The organism is Sorangium sp. So ce321, assembly GCF_051530195.1.
Taxonomy (GTDB): domain Bacteria; phylum Myxococcota_A; class Polyangia; order Polyangiales; family Polyangiaceae; genus Sorangium.
On sequence record NZ_CP150329.1, the window covers coordinates 10,046,871 to 10,064,805 of the forward strand.

The window sequence follows — 17,935 nt, forward strand, 5'->3', positions numbered from 1 at the left end:
GCGGCGCGCGCTCCGAGCGGCGCGCGCCGGCCGCCGTCCGGTCCGCGGTCCATGGCGGCGCCGCGCGGTTCGCCGCGGCGGCGGGGCATGTCGAGATTTGAGCCGCGAGCTCGGCAGGGCTGCTAGGGTGCGCGCTCCTGGAGGCGAGCGATGCAGAGCGACGAGGGCCTACTGCGAGGGCGCAAGATCGGGTTTCTTGGCGGCGGGAACATGGCAGAGGCGCTCATCCGAGGCCTGCTCCAGGGGGGCGCCGTGAGCGCGGCGCAGGTCCGGGCGAGCGATCTGAAGGGCGAGCGCCTCAAGTTCCTGCACGAGCGCTACGGCATCGAGACCACCGAGGACAACGACGCGCTCTGCCGGTGGGCTGACGTCCTGGTCATCGCCGTCAAGCCGCAGATCGTCGATCGCGTCCTCGCCCCCATCTCGGCGGGGCTCGGCGGCACCGACGTGGTGATCTCGGTCGCGGCCGGCGTGCCCATCGACGCCATCGAGGCCCGCCTGCCGGAAGGCGCGCGCGTCATCCGCAGCATGCCGAACACCGCCGCGATCGCGCTCGCCGGCGCCACCGCGATCTCCGCCGGCAACCACGCCACGACCGATGATGTCGAGATCGCGCGGACCCTGTTCCAGGCGGTCGGCCGCGTGGTCGTCCTCGACGAGTCGCTGCTCGACGCGGTGACCGGCCTGTCCGGCAGCGGCCCCGCCTACGTCATGCTGATAATCGATGCGCTCGCCGACGGCGGCGTCAAGGTCGGCCTCGGCCGGGACGCGGCGCTGCTGCTCGCCGCGCAGACGGTGTACGGCGCCGCCAAGCTCCAGCTCGAGACAGGCGAGCACCCCGGGCGGCTGAAGGACATGGTGACGAGCCCCGGCGGCACCGCCATTGCCGGCCTCCACACGCTGGAGGCAGGCGGCCTCCGTCGCACGCTGATCGACGCGGTCGAGGCCGCGTCCAATCGATCCGCCGAGCTGGGCGCCCAGATGGCGAAGAAGCTCCGCCGCACCTGACGCGTAAAGAAGCTGCAGGAGGCCGGCGGCGCATCGGGCGCCGCGCCGGCGGAGCCAGCGCGGCAGTCGACAGTCGGCAGTCGACATGCCCGCCAGGTGGCATGCATCAACAGGAGCGTGCCACGACATCGCCTCTGAGCTCTGAAGCGCAAAGACGGAGTCTCCCTCCGATCTCGTGGAGATCCCCCGGAGCACCGGCGCTGTCCCGCGTCGGCCTGGAAAGGGCCTGACGCGGAGGACGGAATGCGCGTCCGCTCGCACTCTGCATCAGGCGTCGCTCGCACGTAGGCGGAGTCAACAGGAGCAAGGGTGTTCCTGGGGAGCAGGGCAGATGTAACGAGCGATGGCGCTCTATCCCACCGCCTACGAGGAGGGGTGTGACGACATGGCATGCGGAGCGCGCACGAGCCACCGAGAGCGCTTTGTTCGAGTACACGGAGCCATCGAGCACACAAGGCGAGACGTCGAAGCACGGCTGAAGTCACCTGGGCCGACAGACTCCATGAGCTCGTCGGCTCGAGCCTGCGTCGAGATCTTGCTCTCTGGATCATCCTCACTTCCGCTCAAGCGCGTCGCGTGCAGCGTTGGCAGCGCGCAGCGGAGCCCGGGCGCGCGGATCTGCCGCGGCGGCGGGCGAACCCAGGTGATTGATTTTCCTCATCTGGTGGGTTCACGCTGAACACCGCTGTCGCGCTCGTGGAGGGTAGGCTGCTTCATTCCATGCGTATCCGGGTTTGTCGAATGTTGCTCGGGACAGCCCAACCTGGTTTGTCACCACGAAGCTTGACCTCGAGAGCAGAACGCATGACACTCCATCGCATGCAGACATCACGATTTCTCTTTACAAGCATACTGACGGTTGTTGGCGCCCTCGTCGCGCTCCCTGGCTGTGGTGACGACGACGGCAGTGGTGGGAACGGGACCACCGGGACCACCACTGCCTCCGGCACCGGCGGCGACGGCGGTGACGGCGGCACCGGCGAAGGAGGCAGCGGTGAAGGGGGCGGCGACGGCGGCGGCGGCAGCGCGCCGGACGTCAGCTGTACCACCTACTGCGCGGCGATCATGGCGAACTGTACCGGGGATGCTGCGCAGTACAAGAGCGAGGCTTCCTGTAAAGCCTTCTGCGCCGATCTCCCCGAGGGAGCCGCGGGGGACACGTCGGGCAACTCGCTCGCCTGCCGCGCCTACCACGCCACCGCGGCCGAGATGGACGCAGCCACGCACTGCGTCCACGCGGGTCCAGCCGGCGCCGGGGCCTGCGGCACGCCGGCCGAGTCGTTCTGCTCGGTCGCGCCCGCGGCGTGCCCCGATGTCTTCGCAGATACGGATGCTTGCGATACAGCGGTCGCCGACTTCGATGCAGAAGAGCCCTACACGGGTCCGGACAGCATGGGCGACACGCTCGCCTGCCGCCTGTATCACCTCACGGAGGCCACGGTCGACCCGACGACGCACTGCCCGCACATCGGGACAGAATCGGCGGTCTGCGCCGCCCTTTGATCGCGCCCTGGGAGGCGCGGCTCCCGTGCCGTGCCTCCCTGCTGTGAAAAGGCCCTGTGCTCCGGCCCTCTCCGCGCGTCTCGCGCCCGACGCGTCGATGGGCGAATTGCCACAGCTGTCACAGATCGCCACGCGAGATACCAGTCCAGCGCGGTAGAGCCATCTTGAACGACGACGTCGTCGGACGGAATGGCCGGTTCCGCCGCGGGCGGCGCCTCCGGTGTCCACATCGCACGGGGACGGCGTGGCCTCTCGCCCAGCCGGCGCACTCGAGAAGCCGAGGCCACGCGCCCGTCCCGGAACTGCATACGGGTCGCGCCGCGCCGGCAGCACGCCGCGCCGGCAGCACGCTGCGCCGCGCCGGCAGCACGCTGCGCCGCGCCGGCAGCACGCCGCGCCGCGCTGGCAGCACGCCGCGCCGCGCCGCGCCGCGCGGAGGTGTTGGCGACCGGCCGTCTCTTGACTATGTTCGCCGCGTCGCAGCGGGACAGGCGATCGCCGGCGGCCGGGGAAACCCGGGCGCGGGAGGAAAGTCCGAGCTCCGCAGGGCAGGGTGCCGGGTAACGCCCGGTGAGAGCGATCTCGAGGAAAGTGCCACAGAGAACAGACCGCCGCGCCGCGCGCCTCGCGAGGGCGAGGAGCCTCCTGCCCGGACGGGCAGCGCTCCGAGCCTCCGCTGGCTCGCCGCGCGGCAAGGGTGAAACGGCGGGGTAAGAGCCCACCGCGCCCTTGGCAACAAGGGCGGCACGGCAAACCCCACCTGGAGCAAGGCCGCGTAGGGAGGCGTCCGCGGCGGCGAAAGCCGTCACGGCAAGGGCTGCCCGCCCCAGGCCTCCGGGTTGGCTGCTTGAGGCGCGCGGTGACGCGCGTCCTAGAGGAATGATCGCCGGCGCAAGGGGGGCGACCCCCCGCGCAACAGAACTCGGCTTACGTCCCCTGTGACCACGAGGCCCCGCCCCGGCGGGGCCTCGCGCTTTTGTGATCGACCACCGCTCACGTGTGGCAAGGCGCTACGCCGCGGGCGCGCCGCCACGCAGCCAGCGGCGCTACGCCACGCCGCGGGCGCGCCGCCACGCCGCGGGCGCGCCGCCACGCCGCCAGCGGCGCTACGCCGCCAGCGGCTGGAGGCGGTCGCGCAGCTTCTTCTTGGCGCGCGCCTCGAGCTGCCGAGCCCGCTCGCGCGACACCCCCAGGCGACGCCCGATCTCGGCGAGCGACAGCTCCTCCTCGGGATCCGCCATCATCCGGGTCTCGACGATGTACCGCTCGCGCGGATCGAGGTTCTCCACCGCCTGCGTGAGCCGCTCGCGGAGCAGCGCCCCCTCCTCCGCGCGGGAGAAGCGCTCCTCCTGGTCCTGGTCGTCGGCCGGGAGCGTGTCGACCAGCGATCGGGCGCCATCCTCGAACACCTTGGTGTCGAGCGAGACGTCCCGGGCCTCCAGCCGGTGGGCCATCTCCAGCACCTTCTCCGCGGGCGCGCCGAACTTCTCGGCCAGCAGCCGGTCGCCCTCCTCCCCCTCGCCCACGAGGCCCGCGATGCGCGCCCGCTCCCGCCGCAGCCGGAAGAACATCTTCGAGCGCAGCGGGCCCGAGCCCACGCCGACCAGGCTCCAGGAGTGGATGACGTGGTTCAGGATGTACGCCCGGATCCAGTAGGCCGCGTAGGTCACGAAGCGATTTCCGCGATCGGGGTCGTACTTGCGGATCGCATGGACGATCCCGAAGTTCCCCTCGGCGATGAGGTCGGACAGAGGGATTCCGTAACGCCGGTAGCTGATCGCGATCGAGACAACATGCCTCAGGTTCGCGAGCGCGAGCGCAGCCGCGGCCTGCTCGTCGCCGTGGTCCCGCCACCGTCGAGCGAGCTCGACCTCTTCCTCGCGCGACAGCTCCGGGATCTGCCGAACATGCGTGATGTAGCGCGAAACGGCGCTGGCCTGATCTCGGGACGTTTGCACAGGGTTTCCTTCGGGGTCCGAAGACCCCGGTTCGATTGATGAGGCCGGCCTGCGCCGGACCTCGGCTCCTGCTGTCGAGGCCGGCTTGCGCCGGACCTCGATCGCGTTGATCGCTTCGCCGGCACTTGCCGACGGTGTGGTTGGTTCGAGATTCCGAAGGGAGCAGCCCACCAAGACTGCGATGCAGTTGGCATGCCGCCCCGGGCGGGCAGGTTGTGCACCATGGCGCGACCCCGTGGCGCACGACGGCTCAGGCGCATCTGCGCGAGCAGCGAGGCAAAAAGGATGCGCTAGAGAGCCGGGAAGCGCTGGACGCTCCGGGCAGACGCGCTCACGCTGCCCGTGTGCATCTCACGTCGGCCGCTCCGGCGATGGGCGGAGCGGGCCAGGACGGAAGCGTGGTCCGGGGGGGAGAAGCGAGCGCCGGATCAGACCGAGAACGAGGAGCCGCAACCGCAGGTGCTCTTCACCGACGGGTTGCTGAACTTGAACCCCGAGCCGTGGAGGCCTTCCACGTAATCGATCTCGGTGCCGTCGAGATACTGGAAGCTCAGCGGGTCGATGTAGAGCTTGACGCCACGGTCCTCGAACTCCTCGTCGAACTCCGTGGGCTTGTCCTCGAAGTAGAGGTCGTAGGAGAAGCCTGCGCATCCGCCGCCCACGACGCGCAGGCGCAATCCCTGCCCCAGCAGCTCCTCCGCGGTCGCGATCTCCATCACCTTCTCGGCTGCCTTCTGCGTGATCGTGATCATCCTGGAATCTCCTCTGCGTGCTTAGTCCGGCGATGGGCGGTGGGGTGTTTCCCGGGGGCGCTCGCCCCGCCGGTGGAAGGGCAACCCAGCACGAGCCCGGCCGGCCGTGCCCTGGGGTGGGGTGCTCAGGGCTAGCCAAAGATACGCACCTCCAGGGATATCCGCCAGTGCCTCAGCCGCAGCGGGATACGGCAGGGCCCGGATTGCCCGTCCGTCATGGGGACGCTTCCCCATCCGGCGCGGCGAGGCCAGCCGTAAGGCAGGCGCCGAGAGCGCCGCCGGGCCGCGCCCGCTCGCCTCCTCGAGGGCAGCCGTCGCCCGGCCTCGAGCTGCCGCTTGACGCCCGCGGGCGGGGCCGCCAGGCTGCCATCCCACCATCCGGATTGAGGGATGTCCGTTGCCCGATCTCAGCGCCACGACCGAGCTGCTCCGACTCCTGGGCGACCCCGCCCGGGTCCGCCTGCTCGCGCTGCTCGGCCGCGAGGAGCTCACCGGCGCGGAGATCAACGACATCACGCAGCTCGCGGAGCCCCGCGTCTCCACGAGGACGAACGACCCCGGGCCGCGCAGCCCGACCCGCAGAACGGCCGCTTCGACGCCGTAACCCCCACGGTAAAGAAGCCCAGGAGACGAGCAGATCCATGAACGGAAGCGAACGCCCCGCGCGCCTCGAAGAGATCCTCGACACCCGGATCCTGTGCCTCGACGGGGCGATGGGCACGATGATCCAGCGCTACCGCCTGGGCGAGGCCGACTACCGCGGCGAGCGCTTCCGCGACCACGCGATCGACCTCAAGGGCAACAGCGATCTCCTCGTCCTGACGCGGCCGGACGTCATCGCGGAGATCCACGGCGCGTACCTGGAGGCCGGCGCCGACATCATCGAGACGAACACCTTCACGGGCACCTCGATCGCCCAGGCCGACTACCGGCTGGAGTCGCTCGCGTACGAGATCAACCTGACCGCGGCCCAGATCGCGCGGAAGGCGGCCGACGCGTGGACGGCGCGCACGCCCGGCAAGCCGCGCTTCGTCGCGGGCTCGATGGGGCCGACGCCGAAGACGCTGTCGATCTCGCCGAGCGTGAACGACCCGTCGTTCCGCGCGGTCACCTTCGACGAGCTGCGGCGGTCGTTCGCCGAGCAGGTGCGCGGGCTCGTCGACGGGGGGGCCGACGTGCTCCTCGCGGAGACGTTCCTCGACACGCTGAACATGAAGGCGTGCCTCGTCGCGATGGAGGAGGTCTTCGCGGAGAAGGGGCGGCGCCTCCCGATCATGCTCAGCGTGACGATCACCGACCGGAGCGGCAGGACGCTCGCCGGCCAGACGATCGACGCGTTCTGGACGAGCGTGGAGCACGCGAGCCCGCTCAGCGTCGGCCTCAACTGCGCCCTCGGCGCGGCCGACATGCGGCCCTACCTCGTGGACCTCGCGAAGCTCGCGCGGGCGCGGGTGAGCTGCTACCCGAACGCGGGCCTGCCGAACGCGTTCGGCGAGTACGACGAGCTACCGGAGACGACGTCGCGGCTGCTCGCGGAGTTCGCGGACAGCGGGCTCGTGAACATCGTCGGCGGCTGCTGCGGAACGACGCCCGACCACATCCGCGCGATCGCCCAGGCGACGGCGAAGCTCAGGCCGCGCCCGGTGCCCGCGGAGCGCGACGGCTTCGGGCGCTTCAGCGGCCTGGAGACGCTCGTCATCCGCCCCGACACGAACTTCCTGATGATCGGCGAGCGGACCAACGTGACGGGCTCCGCCCGGTTCATGGAGCTCATCAAGAAGGGCGACTTCACGACAGCGCTGGAGGTGGCGCTCGATCAGGTGCGCGGCGGGGCGAACATCCTCGACGTCAACATGGACGAGGGCATGCTCGACTCCGAGCAGGCGATGACGACGTTCCTGAATCTCATCGCCACCGAGCCCGAGATCGCCCGCATCCCGATCATGATCGACAGCTCGAAGTGGTCGGTCATCGAGGCGGGGCTCAAGTGCATCCAGGGCAAGGGGGTCGTCAACTCGATCAGCCTCAAGGAGGGGCCGGAGGACTTCCTCGAGAGGGCGCGCACCGTCCGGCGCTACGGGGCGGGCGTCGTGGTGATGGCGTTCGACGAGGTCGGCCAGGCCGAGACGGTGGAGCGGAAGGTCGCGATCTGCCAGCGCGCCTACAAGCTCCTCACCGAGGAGGTCGGCTTCGATCCGCAGGACATCATCTTCGACCCGAACATCCTCGCGATCGCGACCGGCATCGAGGAGCACAACGAGTTCGCCAGGAACTTCATCGAGGCGACGCGGATCATCAAGGCGACCTGCCCGGGGGCGCGCATCAGCGGCGGCGTGTCGAACCTGTCGTTCTCGTTCCGCGGCAACAACGTGGTCCGCGAGGCGATGCACTCGGCCTTCCTGTACCACGCGATCCGGGCCGGCATGGACATGGGCATCGTGAACGCGGGGCAGCTCGCGGTCTACGAGGACATCCCGAAGGACCTGCTCGAGCGGGTGGAGGACGTCATCTTCGACCGGCGCCCGGACGCGACCGAGCGGCTCGTCGAGTTCGCCGAGCAGGTGAAGGGCAAGGGGAAGAAGAAGGAGCTCGACCTCGCCTGGCGCGAGGGCCCGGTCGAGGCGCGGCTGTCGCACGCGCTCGTGAAGGGGCTCGTCGACTTCATCGAGGCGGACGTGGAGGAGGCGCGGAAGAAGTACCAGAAGCCGCTCTCCATCATCGAGGGGCCGTTGATGGACGGGATGAAGATCGTCGGCGAGCTGTTCGGCGCCGGGAAGATGTTCCTCCCGCAGGTGGTGAAGAGCGCCCGCGTGATGAAGCGCGCCGTCGCGTACCTCATGCCGTTCATGGAGGCCGAGAAGGCGGCGGGCGCCTCGTCGTCGCAGGGGAAGGTCGTGATGGCGACCGTGAAGGGCGACGTCCACGACATCGGCAAGAACATCGTGGGCGTGGTGCTCGGGTGCAACAACTACGAGGTCGTCGACCTCGGCGTGATGGTGCACCAGGACAGGATCCTGGAGGCCGCGCTGACCGAGAAGGCCGACATGATCGGGCTGAGCGGCCTGATCACGCCCTCGCTCGACGAGATGGTCAGCGTGGCGCGCGAGATGGAGCGGCGGGGCATCCAGCTGCCGCTGCTCATCGGCGGGGCGACGACGAGCCGGCAGCACACGGCCGTGAAGATCGCGCCCGAGTTCAGCGGGACCGTGGTGCACGTGCTCGACGCGTCGCGGGCCGTGGGCGTCGTGTCGAGCCTGCTCGATCAGGCGAACCGGCCGGCCTTCGACGCGCAGAACCGGGAGGAGCAGGCCAAGCTGCGCGAGCTCTTCGCGAGGAAGCGGGCGAAGCCGCTCGTGACGCTCGCCGCGGCGGACGAGGGGCGGCTCAAGATCGCGTGGCGGCCCGAGGACATCGCGAGGCCGTCGTTCACGGGGCGGCGCGTGGTGGACGACGTGTCGCTCTCCGAGATCGCGAAGTACATCGACTGGACGTTCTTCTTCACCGCCTGGGAGCTCCGGGGGCCGTTCCCGCAGATCCTGGAGCACCCGCAGTACGGCGAGGCGGCGCGCGAGCTGTTCGAGCACGCGCAGAAGGTGCTGCGGCGGATCATCGACGGCGCGCTGCTCAAGGCGCGGGGCGTCTACGGGTTCTGGCCGGCGAGCGGGGAGCAGCGGGACATCGTGCTCTACGAGGACGAGGCGCGCGCGCGCGAGCTCGTCCGGTTCAACATGCTCCGCCAGCAGCAGGTGAAGGCCGCGGGCGGCGGCGCCGCCGACGAGCAAGGTGAGAAGGCCGTGGGCGGGGAGCGGCCGTACCTGTCGCTCGCCGACTTCGTGGCGCCGCGGCAGAGCGGGCTCGCCGATCACGTCGGCGCGTTCGCGGTGACGGCGGGGCTCGGGCTCGAGGAGGTCGTGCGCGCGTACGAGAAGGACAAGGACGACTACAGCGCGATCATCGCGAAGGCGCTCGCGGACCGGCTCGCGGAGGCGTTCGCGGAGCTGCTGCACGCGCGGGCGCGGAAGGACTGGGGGTACGGCGCGGGGGAGGCGCTGACCAACGAGGAGCTGATCGAGGAGAAGTACCGGGGGATCCGGCCGGCATTCGGGTACCCGGCGTGCCCGGATCACACCGAGAAGAGCAAGCTGTTCGCGCTGCTCGACGCGCCCGCGGTCGGCATCGAGCTGACCGAGAGCTTCGCGATGATGCCGGCGGCGAGCGTCAGCGGCATCTACCTGGCGCACCCCGCATCGCGGTATTTCATGGTGGGGCGCCTCGGCAGGGATCAGGTCGCGGACTACGCGAAGCGCAAGGGGATCACGGTCGAGGAGGCCGAGAGGTGGCTGTCGCCGAGCCTCGGCTACGACCCGAAGGCGGCTGCCAGCTCATGAGGCAGGCGCGCCGTCTTCCTCGCCTCGCAGGGTTCGAGCCGAGCGCACCGCATCCTTCTGGTCCGGGCAAGCGAGACTGGGTGCTGCTCGGCGTGCTCGTCGCGATCGGGCTGCTCGAAGCGGCCGCGAAGCTGGAACGGTCGTGGACGTCCGCCTCTCTGGTGGTCGGCGTCGCGCTCATGCCCACGCTGTTGTGGCGGCGTTCGCGGCCGCTCTTGATGGTCTCGATCTTGTTCGGCGCGACCGCAGCCATCGCGCTGGCCCGGCTCTCGACCGGCAGCGACCTCCCCCCGCTGTACACGGCGGCCTCCCTGTTGTTGCTCCCCTACTCGCTGCTCCGGTGGGGTGCAGGACGCGAGGTCATGATGGGCTCGACCCTCATGCTGGCCTCGGCGTCGCTGCGTCTCCTCTCGGATCACGCGAAGGTGAGCGACGTCATCGGGGGCGTCGCCGTCCTGCTCTCCGCCATGGCGCTCGGTGCGGCGGTCCGCTATCGGGCTCGCGCGCGCTCCCACGAGATCGAGCAGGTGAAGATGCGCGAGCGCGAGCAGCTCGCCCGCGACCTCCACGATACGGTCGCCCACCACGTGTCGGCCATCGCCATCCGCGCGCAGGCCGGCCTGGCCACGGCGCCCACGAACCCGGAGGCCGCGATCGACGCGCTCCGCGTCATCGCGACCGAGGCGTCGCGTACCCTCACCGAGATGCGCGCGATGGTCCGGCTCCTGCGGCGAGACGAATCCGCCGATCTCGCGCCCAACCCGCGCATCGCGGACCTGGAGCGCCTGGCCCATCGGCCCGCCGAAGGCCCCGAGATCCATGTCGATATCTCCGGGGACCTCGACGACCTCTCACCGTCCGTTTCCGCCGCCATCTACCGCCTCGCGCAGGAGTCGATCACCAACGCTCGGCGACACGCGCGGCACGCGACGCGGATCGACGTCGGAGTCACCGCCGACGATGCCTCGGTGCGCCTGCGTGTCAGCGACGACGGCGACCCCCCGCACGCTCGCCCGTCCGCCTCGGCGGGCTACGGGCTCCTCGGTATGATCGAGCGAGCGGAGCTGCTCGGCGGCACTTGCCACGCGGGCCCCAACCCGGAGCGCGGCTGGGCGGTGACCGCCGTGCTGCCTCGAAAAGGACCGGCCACATGAGCATTCGAGTCATCATCGCCGACGATCAGGAGATCGTCCGCACCGGGCTCACGATGATCCTCAACGCCCAGCCCGACATCGAGGTCGTGGGCGTCGCCGCCGACGGACTCCAGGCCGTGCGGCTGGCGCTCGACCTTCACCCCGACGTGTGCCTGCTCGACATTCGCATGCCCGGTATGGACGGCATCGAGGCCACGCGACGGCTCGCCGGCCCGAATGTCGACCGGCCCGTCGGGGTCGTCGTGATCACCACCTTCGACCACGACGACTATGTGTATGGCGCACTCAAGGCAGGCGCCCGCGGCTTCCTGCTGAAGGACGCCGGCCCTGACCTGCTCGCGCAGGCCATCCGCGCCGCCGCGAGCGGCGACGCCCTGATCGCTCCGAGCATCACCGCACGGCTCCTCGCTGCGTTCGCCGACTCCCGGCGCGACCTGCCGCGAGCGCAGCCGAGGGACGCCCTCACCGACCGGGAGGAAGAGGTCCTCCTCACCGTGGCCCGCGGGCGCACCAACGCCGAGATCGCCGACGAGCTCCACATCAGCCTCGGCACCGTCAAGAGCCACATCGCGAGCCTCATGACCAAGCTCGGCGCGCGCAACCGGGTCGAGATCGCGATCTGGGCGTACGAGACCCATCGCGTCCGGAGCTGATCAGCCGAAAGTACGATCTGACGATCGGCCTCTCGGCCGGCTCAGATCTGGCCGCTCTGCCGATGTTCCGCGACGGAGCCATCGTTACTCTCGAGCGCATGATGGATGAGAGCGCTGCGGTGTCCTGTTCGTCGCCCTCCGTGTCGCCGCCGAGCGCCCGGCGCCTGGAGGGCCGACGACAAGAGCCGTCGAGCACGACGGTCCCCTCGGCGAAGGGGGTGGGGCGAGTGCCCGCGCTGCTGATCGCGCTCAGCGCGGTCCCGGTCGCCGCCGGCATCGTTCGCCTGGTCGGGCTGGCCGGCGGCGCGCAGATCACACCGGAGAACGCGCGGTTCTTCGCGGCGCCCCTGTCCGCGGTGCTGCACATCGTCAGCGTCAGCGTGTGGTGCGTCCTGGGTGCTTTCCAGTTCTCTTCCGGCCTGCGCCGCCGGAGCCCCGGCTGGCACCGCGCTGCTGGACGGGTGCTGGTTCCTCTCGGGCTCGCCGCCGCGCTCTCGGGACTCTGGCTGACCCGGACCTACCCCCCTGCCGATCACGACGGCCCGCTCCTTCATGCCATGCGGCTGGTGGTGGGCTCGGCGATGGTCTTGTTCATCTGCCTCGGCTTCGTCGCCATCCGCCGCCGGGACATCGCCGGGCACCGCGCCTGGATGGTGCGTGGCTATGCGCTCGGCCTCGGCGCCGGCACGCAGGTGCTGACCCACGTGCCCTGGCTCCTGTTCGGAGGCATCCAGGACGAGCTCAGCAGGGCGCTCGCCATGGGGGCCGGCTGGGCGATCAACCTCGCCGTGGCCGAGTGGATCCTCCGCAGGCGACCCGCCCTTCCGGCGCGGCCCCGCGCGCTCGGAGTCGCGCCATGAAGGCCATCGTCCGGGTCGGCGAAGAGGTCGGGCTGCACCCCCGCGATGCGGCGCGGCAGGAGCCGTGATAGACAGCCTTCCATGACCGAGGCCGAATGGTTTGACATGAACCGCGCTGCCTGGAACGAGCGCACCCGAGTGCACGTGGCGTCCAAGTTCTACGATCTGGCCTCGTTCCGGGCCGGCGCGAGCTCTCTCAAGCCGATAGAGCTCGAGCAGGTCGGCGACGTGCGCGGCAAGACGCTCCTCCACCTGCAATGCCACTTCGGACAGGACACGCTCTCCTGGGCGCGGCAGGGGGCGCGCGTCACCGGGCTGGACCTCTCCGACGAGGCCATCAAGGCCGCGCGCGGGCTCGCCGAGGAGCTGTCGGTCGACGCGCGGTTCGTCGAGGCGAACACCTACGACGCGCCCGCGGCCCTCGGCGGCGAGACGTTCGACGTCGTCTTCACCTCGTATGGCGTGCTCGGGTGGCTCCCGGACATGGGGCGCTGGGCGCGCGCGGCGGCCGCGTGCCTGAAGCCCGGGGGCGTCCTGCACCTCGTCGAGTTCCATCCCGTCGTGTGGACCTTCGACGACGCGTTCGAGCACATCGCCTATGCCTACGACGGGCACGGGGAGCCGATCATGACCGAGCAGACGGGCACGTACGCCGATCGCAGCGCGCCCGTGAAGCTCCAGGAGATCGGCTTCAACCATGGGATCGGGACGGTGGTGACAGCGCTGCTCGACGCGGGGCTCGCGCTGGAGCGGCTCCGCGAGTTCGACTGGTCTCCCTACGACATCTTCCCGGACATGGAAGAAGGGCCAGCTGGGCAGTTTCGCATGAAGAAGTTCGGGCGCCGCATCCCGCTCGTCTATGCGCTCGCGGCGCGACGGCGTGCCTGAGCGGCGGCGGCTCAGGCGGCGAGCGCGTTCAGCGGGCTCTTCCGCCCGAGGCCGCCGTGGAGGTCCTGGACACGGCCGAGCCACTCGAGCAGCGGGTCGTCGCCCTTGAGGAGCGGGGCGGTGGCGACCGACGCGACCCAGAGCAGGAAGCCACCAACGATGTAGTCCGCATAGCCAGGGTGCGCCCCCGACAGGAAGGGCCCGCCACCCTTCAGCGTCAGTCGAACCGAGTCGAGACCCGCGCGCGCCGCCTCGATCCGCTCCGCGCGCCCATGGGCCAGCTCCTCCAGCGTGAAGCCGAGCAGCTTCTCCCGGCTCTGCCGGAAGTAGTCGCGATCTCTCTCGAGCGCGTGGTCGAAGACGTCCTTCACGTATGCGAAGAAGAGCGGCTTCCCGGCGCTCACGAACAGGCTTGCCTCGACGAAGCGACAGAGCTCGCGCTCGGCCGGCGAGCCGAAGAGGCGCGGCCGGTCCGGATAGGCCTCGTCGAGGTAGTCCGCGATCGCCCACGAGTCGCCGACCGTCTTGCCGCCATCCTCGATGATCGGCACGGTCTTGTGCGCGCCGCCCCCGATCGAAGGGATGTCCGTGAGCGCGATGGGCACGGCGTCGAACGGGAGGCCCTTGTGGGCCAGCGCGTACTTGATACGCCAGCAGAAGGGGCTCGGCCGGCGGTCGTCGCGCACCTGGAGGTCGTAGAGCCGGATGGGTGTCATGGCGGCGGCCATGTTCCAGGCAACCCGCCCGCCGCCGCAAGCCTCGCGCACGCTCAGGGCGCCGCCGCGCCGCCCGCCGCTTTGGTAGTGTACGAGCTGCCAGCCGGCGCCGTGATGTGCGGATTCCTGGCGACCTCCTCCGCGGCCGCCGCGGACCAGCGCGCCATCGCCGGGAGCGACGTGATGACGCCCGCATACGCGCGCGCGACCTCATCGATCTCGACGTCGTACGAGAGCAAGCGCGTCACCACGGGCGCGAACATCGCATCCGCGATCGAGAAGGCGCCGAACAGGAACGCCCCGCCCTGACCGAACCGGGCGCGGCAGTCGCGGAAGATCCCGAGGACGCGGGCGATGTCGCGGGCAGCGCCGTCCGAGACCTGGCGCCGCGGGTGCCGCCGCGCGATGTCCATCGGCAGCTCCCGGCGCAGGTCGGCGAAGCCCGAGTGCATCTCGCTGCTGACCGCGCGCGCGACGGCGCGGGCCTCCCGCCCCTCGGGCCACAGCCGCGCTCCGGGGAAGGCCTCGGCCACGTACTCGCAGATGGCGAGCGACTCCCACACGACGAGGTCGCCGTGGCGCAGGACAGGCACCTTGCGCGTCGGCGAGTGCTGGGCAACCTGGTCGACCCAGTCCGGGAGCTCGTAAGGGATCACGTGCTCCTCGAACGGGACGCCGCCGTGGGACATCGCGAGCCACGGGCGGAGCGACCAGGACGAGAGGTTCTTGCTGCCGATGTACAGGTGAAGCGGGGCGGTGGTGGTCATCGTTTCGTCTCCTTGTGTCGTCGGATCTTGCGGGGCGCCGCGGCGGCGCTCGCGCCCTCGCCCGGGCTCTCCGGGGGCGGCGGGGGGCGGGCGTCGCCGCAGAGGACGGCGCGCTCGTCGTCCAGCATGCGCGCGATCGCGTCGAGCACCGCGCGGACGCGGGGGGTGTGCTGGAGGTCGCCGTGCACGGTCAGCCAGATGGCGCGGCGGGGCTCGTCCGGCAGGGGGATGCGCGCGAGGTCCGGCTCGAGGTCGCCGATGAAGCACGGCAGGAGCGCGACGCCGAGGCCGGCGCGCGCCGCGCCGAGCATGCACGCCGTGCTGTTGCTCCGGAAGACGCAGGGGCCGCCGGCCGCCATGCGCTCGAACCAGACGTGCTCCGGCGGCATGGCGCCGGGCGCCTCGATGCCGATGCGCGCGTGCGCCGGGAGGTCGGCCGCGGTGGGCGCGCCGCGGCGCTCGATGTAGCTGCGCGCGCCGTAGACCGCCCAGCCGACGACGCCTGCCTTCCGGACCACGAGCCCGCCCTCGGTGGAGCGGAAGAACCGGACCGCGATGTCCGCTTCCCTCCGGGAGAGGTCGAGCGCGCGGAACGCGGTCACGAGCTCGACGGAGATCCCCGGGTGCGCCGCGTGGAGCGCGCCGAGCCGGGGCGCGAGGAACCGGCTGCCGAACGCCTCGGCGACCGTCACGCGCACGGAGCCCGTGAGGCGCTTGTCGCGCCCGAGGCTCCCGCGCTCGATGGCGAGGATCGCGTCCTCGACGCGCGCCACGTCGGGGATCAGGCTCAGCCCCTCGCTGGTGAGCGCGTATCCCGAGGGCGACCGCACGAACAGCCGGACCCCGAGCGACGCCTCGAGCGCCTCGACGCGGCGGCCCACCGTGGTGTGGTCCACGCCGAGCGCGCGGCCGGCGCCGGCGAGAGAGCCCGCCCGGGAGAGGGCGAGGAGATACCGCAGGTCATCCCAGCTCATCACGATGCGATTCTCCCGGCCACGCCGCGCGAGCATGCGCTGCCGGCAGCGTACCGGGGAGCCGGCAAATGCGCGCGCTGGCTGTGCAAGAATGCACAGCCCTGCTGCGCACCGGTGCGCTCCCGGCCTCCCCTGCCCCCGCGGGTGCATCCCGCCTCCGCCACGGCACCGCGCCGGCGCGGCAGATGCCCCCGGCGCCGGCCCGCGCGCCGCGCCCCGGAGCGGCGCTCAGCCGCGCACAAGGACGCGCTCGTCGAGGGGCAGACGCGCGCTGCGCTCCGGCTGGGTGAAGCTGCCCGGCGATCGCAGCGCGTCGCAGAGGCGCGCGTCGGCCAGCGAGACGAGCGCTTCCGGCGCCGCGGGCAGCGGGCCCTCGCACGGGAGGGGCTGCACCATCGCGTGGACCGCCGGACCGCGCTGGAGGAGGCTCTCGTAGAGCGCATGGCCGAACACGAGCGCCGCCGCCTCGCCCCGCTGCACGGCGTCGCGCACCTCGTCGGCGCAGCGCCGCAGGTCGGAGGCGTCGCCCGGCAGGGGCGCGGGGCGCGCGCGCGCGTCGTCGTAGAGCAGCAGGAGCCCGCCCTCGTCGAGGAGCGCGAGCCCGTCCAGCTCGCGCGTGCGCGCCGGCGGGAGCGACGCCGCGCCGGGATCGAGGCGCGCGGCGATCGCGCGGTGCTGGCGGGCGTGGAGCTCCGCCTTCGCCCGCGGGAAGGCGGCCCACACGAGCATGTTGAGGAAGTCGTGCCAGTTGCTCGGCCGCGTGGGCACGCACCCCTCGACGTGGATGCGCGCGTCGTAGAGCGCCGCGGGATCCACGGGCTCGCGCCGCCTGCGCCGCCGCGGCCTCGGCGCCTGCTCCGCGAAGCGCACGGGGAACCCCGCGCCGAGCGCGCGGTTGTAGTCCTCGACCGGCGGCCAGCCGGCGCTCCCCGCGAACACCTCGGCGCGGGGACGGATGGGCCAGTAAAGCCGGCTCTTCTCGTGAAAGAGCGGATCCCAGGGAACGGGGCCGCTCTGGCGCGGCGCAGCTGGGCCAGAGGCGCTCACGCGGGCAGGGTAGGAGCTGGACGGCGAGAGCTCAAGCAGCGCGCGCAGCCCGGCGCCCGGACGCCGGCCCAGCGGACGGGTAGATGAAACGCCCGCGCCGTAGCTCCGGGATCGGCGCGCCGGTGCAGGCTCGACCGCGCGCGCCGGAGCGACACCGACGCTCCGCAGGGCGCCGCGTCAGCGTCCCGAGACTCCGTGTTTCACATGGTCGATGCCCGGAGCACTCCAGCTCTCCCGACCCTGGAGGATTGCCGCCATCGAGGAAGCGTTGGAGGGTTGCCTTCATCGGGGAAGCGACGGAGAACCACGGCGCTCCCGCTGCGGATCGGCCTCCACGCCCGCCGCGCGCGTGTCATCCTGAGCGAGCGACATGGCTCGACCCGAGGACCGCCTGCCCGAGAACGCCCCTGGCGATTACTTCGTCGACAGGACGTGCATCGACTGCGATGTCTGCCGCCAGATCGCCCCCTCCGTGTTCGAGCGCGCGGTCGCCCTCGACCAGAGCATCGTCGCCCGCCAGCCGGCCACGCCGGACGAGCACCTCCGCGCGGCCATGGCGCTCGTCTCGTGCCCCACCGCCTCCATCGGCACCGCCGCCCGCGAGGGCATGACCGCCGCCGCCACCGCCTTCCCCGAGCCGCTCGACGAGGGCATTCATTACTGCGGCTACACCTCGTCGTCCTCCTATGGCGCGGCGAGCTACCTCATCCAGCGGCCCGAGGGCAACGTGCTCGTCGACTCGCCCCGCGCCGCGCGCCCGCTCCTCAAGCGCATCCGCGAGCTCGGCGGCGTCCGGACGATGGTGCTCACCCACCGCGACGATGTGGCCGATCACCAGATCTTCCGCGATGCGTTCGGCTGCGATCGCGTCATCCACGAGGCCGACGTCGACGGCGGGACATCGCTCGTCGAGGTGAAGGTCCGGGGGCTCGACCCCATCGCCCTCGCCCCGGACCTCACGTTGATCCCCGTGCCCGGCCACACGCGCGGCAGCGTCGCGCTCCTCCTGCGCGACCGGTACCTCTTCAGCGGCGATCACCTCTGGTTCTCCGGCGAGCTCGGCCGCCTCCACGCGGGGCGCGACGTCTGCTGGTATTCGTGGACGGAGCAGGTCCGCTCGATGGAGCGCCTCCTCGAGCACCGGTTCACGTGGGTCCTCCCCGGGCACGGCCGCCGCTACGGCGCCGCCTCCGAAGGCGCCATGCGCGCCGAGCTCACCGAGCTCATCGCGCGGATGAAAGCCGCCTGAAAGCCGCAGGAAACACGC

14 protein-coding genes, 1 other RNA gene and 1 pseudogene are annotated in these 17,935 nt (G+C 71.3%); 10 read left to right on the forward strand and 6 right to left on the reverse strand.

Features of this window, described 5'->3' with window-relative positions:
* Window positions 1–150: 150 nt before the first annotated feature.
* The 3 genes from proC to rnpB all read left to right on the forward strand — a co-directional run bounded on the left by proC (window position 151) and on the right by rnpB (window position 3,455).
* Window positions 151–1,008, forward strand: a complete 858-nt coding sequence (proC, locus tag WME89_RS37075; protein ID WP_438004338.1) for a pyrroline-5-carboxylate reductase — start codon at window positions 151–153, stop codon at window positions 1,006–1,008.
* Window positions 1,009–1,812: 804 nt separating this feature from the next.
* A complete protein-coding gene (locus WME89_RS37080) occupies window positions 1,813–2,511 on the forward strand; it encodes a hypothetical protein (RefSeq protein ID WP_438004339.1) in 699 nt (232 codons plus the stop codon).
* A gap of 479 nt (window positions 2,512–2,990) precedes the next feature.
* An RNA gene (rnpB, locus tag WME89_RS37085) (RNase P RNA component class A) lies at window positions 2,991–3,455 on the forward strand.
* Between the two features lie 162 nt (window positions 3,456–3,617).
* Here the strand turns inward: rnpB and WME89_RS37090 are convergent.
* Both WME89_RS37090 and erpA read right to left on the reverse strand, forming a co-directional pair.
* Window positions 3,618–4,469: a sigma-70 family RNA polymerase sigma factor gene (locus WME89_RS37090; RefSeq protein ID WP_061609350.1), complete on the reverse strand. Its 852-nt coding sequence runs from the start codon at window positions 4,467–4,469 to the stop codon at window positions 3,618–3,620.
* A gap of 428 nt (window positions 4,470–4,897) precedes the next feature.
* Window positions 4,898–5,221 (reverse strand): iron-sulfur cluster insertion protein ErpA, encoded by a 324-nt coding sequence (gene erpA, locus WME89_RS37095; RefSeq protein ID WP_272094801.1) that lies wholly within the window; start codon window positions 5,219–5,221, stop codon window positions 4,898–4,900.
* A gap of 424 nt (window positions 5,222–5,645) precedes the next feature.
* On the opposite strand from erpA, the pseudogene WME89_RS37100 reads away from it, so the two are divergent.
* From WME89_RS37100 to WME89_RS37125, 6 genes and pseudogenes are all read left to right on the forward strand, one after another.
* A pseudogene (locus WME89_RS37100) lies at window positions 5,646–5,765 on the forward strand (ArsR family transcriptional regulator); the annotation flags it as partial.
* A 97-nt stretch (window positions 5,766–5,862) separates the two neighbouring features.
* On the forward strand, window positions 5,863–9,609 hold the full coding sequence (gene metH / locus WME89_RS37105; protein ID WP_438004340.1) for a methionine synthase: 3,747 nt from the start codon (window positions 5,863–5,865) through the stop codon (window positions 9,607–9,609).
* On the forward strand, window positions 9,606–10,763 hold the full coding sequence (locus WME89_RS37110) for a sensor histidine kinase (RefSeq protein ID WP_438004341.1): 1,158 nt from the start codon (window positions 9,606–9,608) through the stop codon (window positions 10,761–10,763). Before metH ends, WME89_RS37110 begins: the two co-directional genes overlap by 4 nt.
* Window positions 10,760–11,416, forward strand: coding sequence for a response regulator (locus tag WME89_RS37115; RefSeq protein ID WP_438004342.1), 657 nt, complete (start codon window positions 10,760–10,762; stop codon window positions 11,414–11,416). The genes WME89_RS37110 and WME89_RS37115 overlap by 4 nt, the downstream gene beginning before the upstream one ends.
* Before the next feature lie 227 nt (window positions 11,417–11,643).
* The gene (locus WME89_RS37120; RefSeq protein ID WP_438012018.1) at window positions 11,644–12,276 is read left to right on the forward strand and encodes a DUF2306 domain-containing protein; all 633 of its coding nucleotides are present in this window, start codon (window positions 11,644–11,646) and stop codon (window positions 12,274–12,276) included.
* A 105-nt stretch (window positions 12,277–12,381) separates the two neighbouring features.
* The gene (locus WME89_RS37125) at window positions 12,382–13,164 is read left to right on the forward strand and encodes a class I SAM-dependent methyltransferase (RefSeq protein WP_438004343.1); all 783 of its coding nucleotides are present in this window, start codon (window positions 12,382–12,384) and stop codon (window positions 13,162–13,164) included.
* An 11-nt stretch (window positions 13,165–13,175) separates the two neighbouring features.
* Here the strand turns inward: WME89_RS37125 and WME89_RS37130 are convergent, their stop codons facing one another.
* The 4 genes from WME89_RS37130 to WME89_RS37145 all read right to left on the reverse strand — a co-directional run bounded on the left by WME89_RS37130 (window position 13,176) and on the right by WME89_RS37145 (window position 16,668).
* A complete protein-coding gene (locus WME89_RS37130) occupies window positions 13,176–13,880 on the reverse strand; it encodes a glutathione S-transferase N-terminal domain-containing protein (RefSeq protein WP_438004344.1) in 705 nt (234 codons plus the stop codon).
* 53 nt (window positions 13,881–13,933) lie between these two features.
* Entirely contained in the window at window positions 13,934–14,647 is a 714-nt protein-coding gene (locus WME89_RS37135; RefSeq protein ID WP_438004345.1) for a glutathione S-transferase family protein, read from the reverse strand.
* Complete coding sequence (locus WME89_RS37140) at window positions 14,644–15,621, reverse strand: LysR family transcriptional regulator (protein ID WP_438012019.1); 978 nt, start codon at window positions 15,619–15,621, stop codon at window positions 14,644–14,646. Before WME89_RS37140 ends, WME89_RS37135 begins: the two co-directional genes overlap by 4 nt.
* Before the next feature lie 228 nt (window positions 15,622–15,849).
* On the reverse strand, window positions 15,850–16,668 hold the full coding sequence (locus WME89_RS37145) for a DUF3025 domain-containing protein (RefSeq protein WP_438004346.1): 819 nt from the start codon (window positions 16,666–16,668) through the stop codon (window positions 15,850–15,852).
* Window positions 16,669–17,038: 370 nt separating this feature from the next.
* Here WME89_RS37145 and WME89_RS37150 point away from each other — a divergent pair, with 370 nt between their 5' ends.
* Window positions 17,039–17,917, forward strand: coding sequence for an MBL fold metallo-hydrolase (locus tag WME89_RS37150; RefSeq protein ID WP_438004347.1), 879 nt, complete (start codon window positions 17,039–17,041; stop codon window positions 17,915–17,917).
* The last annotated feature ends 18 nt before the right edge of the window (window positions 17,918–17,935 follow it).

Excerpts from the sequence above, each read along its gene's own strand:
- proC (WP_438004338.1), top strand. The coding sequence starts at position 151 with ATGCAGAGCGACGAGGGCCTACTGCGAGGGCGCAAGATCGGGTTTCTT.
- WME89_RS37080 (WP_438004339.1), top strand. The coding sequence starts at position 1,813 with ATGACACTCCATCGCATGCAGACATCACGATTTCTCTTTACAAGCATA.
- erpA (WP_272094801.1), bottom strand. The coding sequence starts at position 5,221 with ATGATCACGATCACGCAGAAGGCAGCCGAGAAGGTGATGGAGATCGCG.
- metH (WP_438004340.1), top strand. The coding sequence starts at position 5,863 with ATGAACGGAAGCGAACGCCCCGCGCGCCTCGAAGAGATCCTCGACACC.
- WME89_RS37110 (WP_438004341.1), top strand. The coding sequence starts at position 9,606 with ATGAGGCAGGCGCGCCGTCTTCCTCGCCTCGCAGGGTTCGAGCCGAGC.
- WME89_RS37115 (WP_438004342.1), top strand. The coding sequence starts at position 10,760 with ATGAGCATTCGAGTCATCATCGCCGACGATCAGGAGATCGTCCGCACC.
- WME89_RS37125 (WP_438004343.1), top strand. The coding sequence starts at position 12,382 with ATGAACCGCGCTGCCTGGAACGAGCGCACCCGAGTGCACGTGGCGTCC.
- WME89_RS37130 (WP_438004344.1), bottom strand. The coding sequence starts at position 13,880 with ATGACACCCATCCGGCTCTACGACCTCCAGGTGCGCGACGACCGCCGG.
- WME89_RS37135 (WP_438004345.1), bottom strand. The coding sequence starts at position 14,647 with ATGACCACCACCGCCCCGCTTCACCTGTACATCGGCAGCAAGAACCTC.
- WME89_RS37140 (WP_438012019.1), bottom strand. The coding sequence starts at position 15,621 with ATGAGCTGGGATGACCTGCGGTATCTCCTCGCCCTCTCCCGGGCGGGC.
- WME89_RS37150 (WP_438004347.1), top strand. The coding sequence starts at position 17,039 with ATGGCTCGACCCGAGGACCGCCTGCCCGAGAACGCCCCTGGCGATTAC.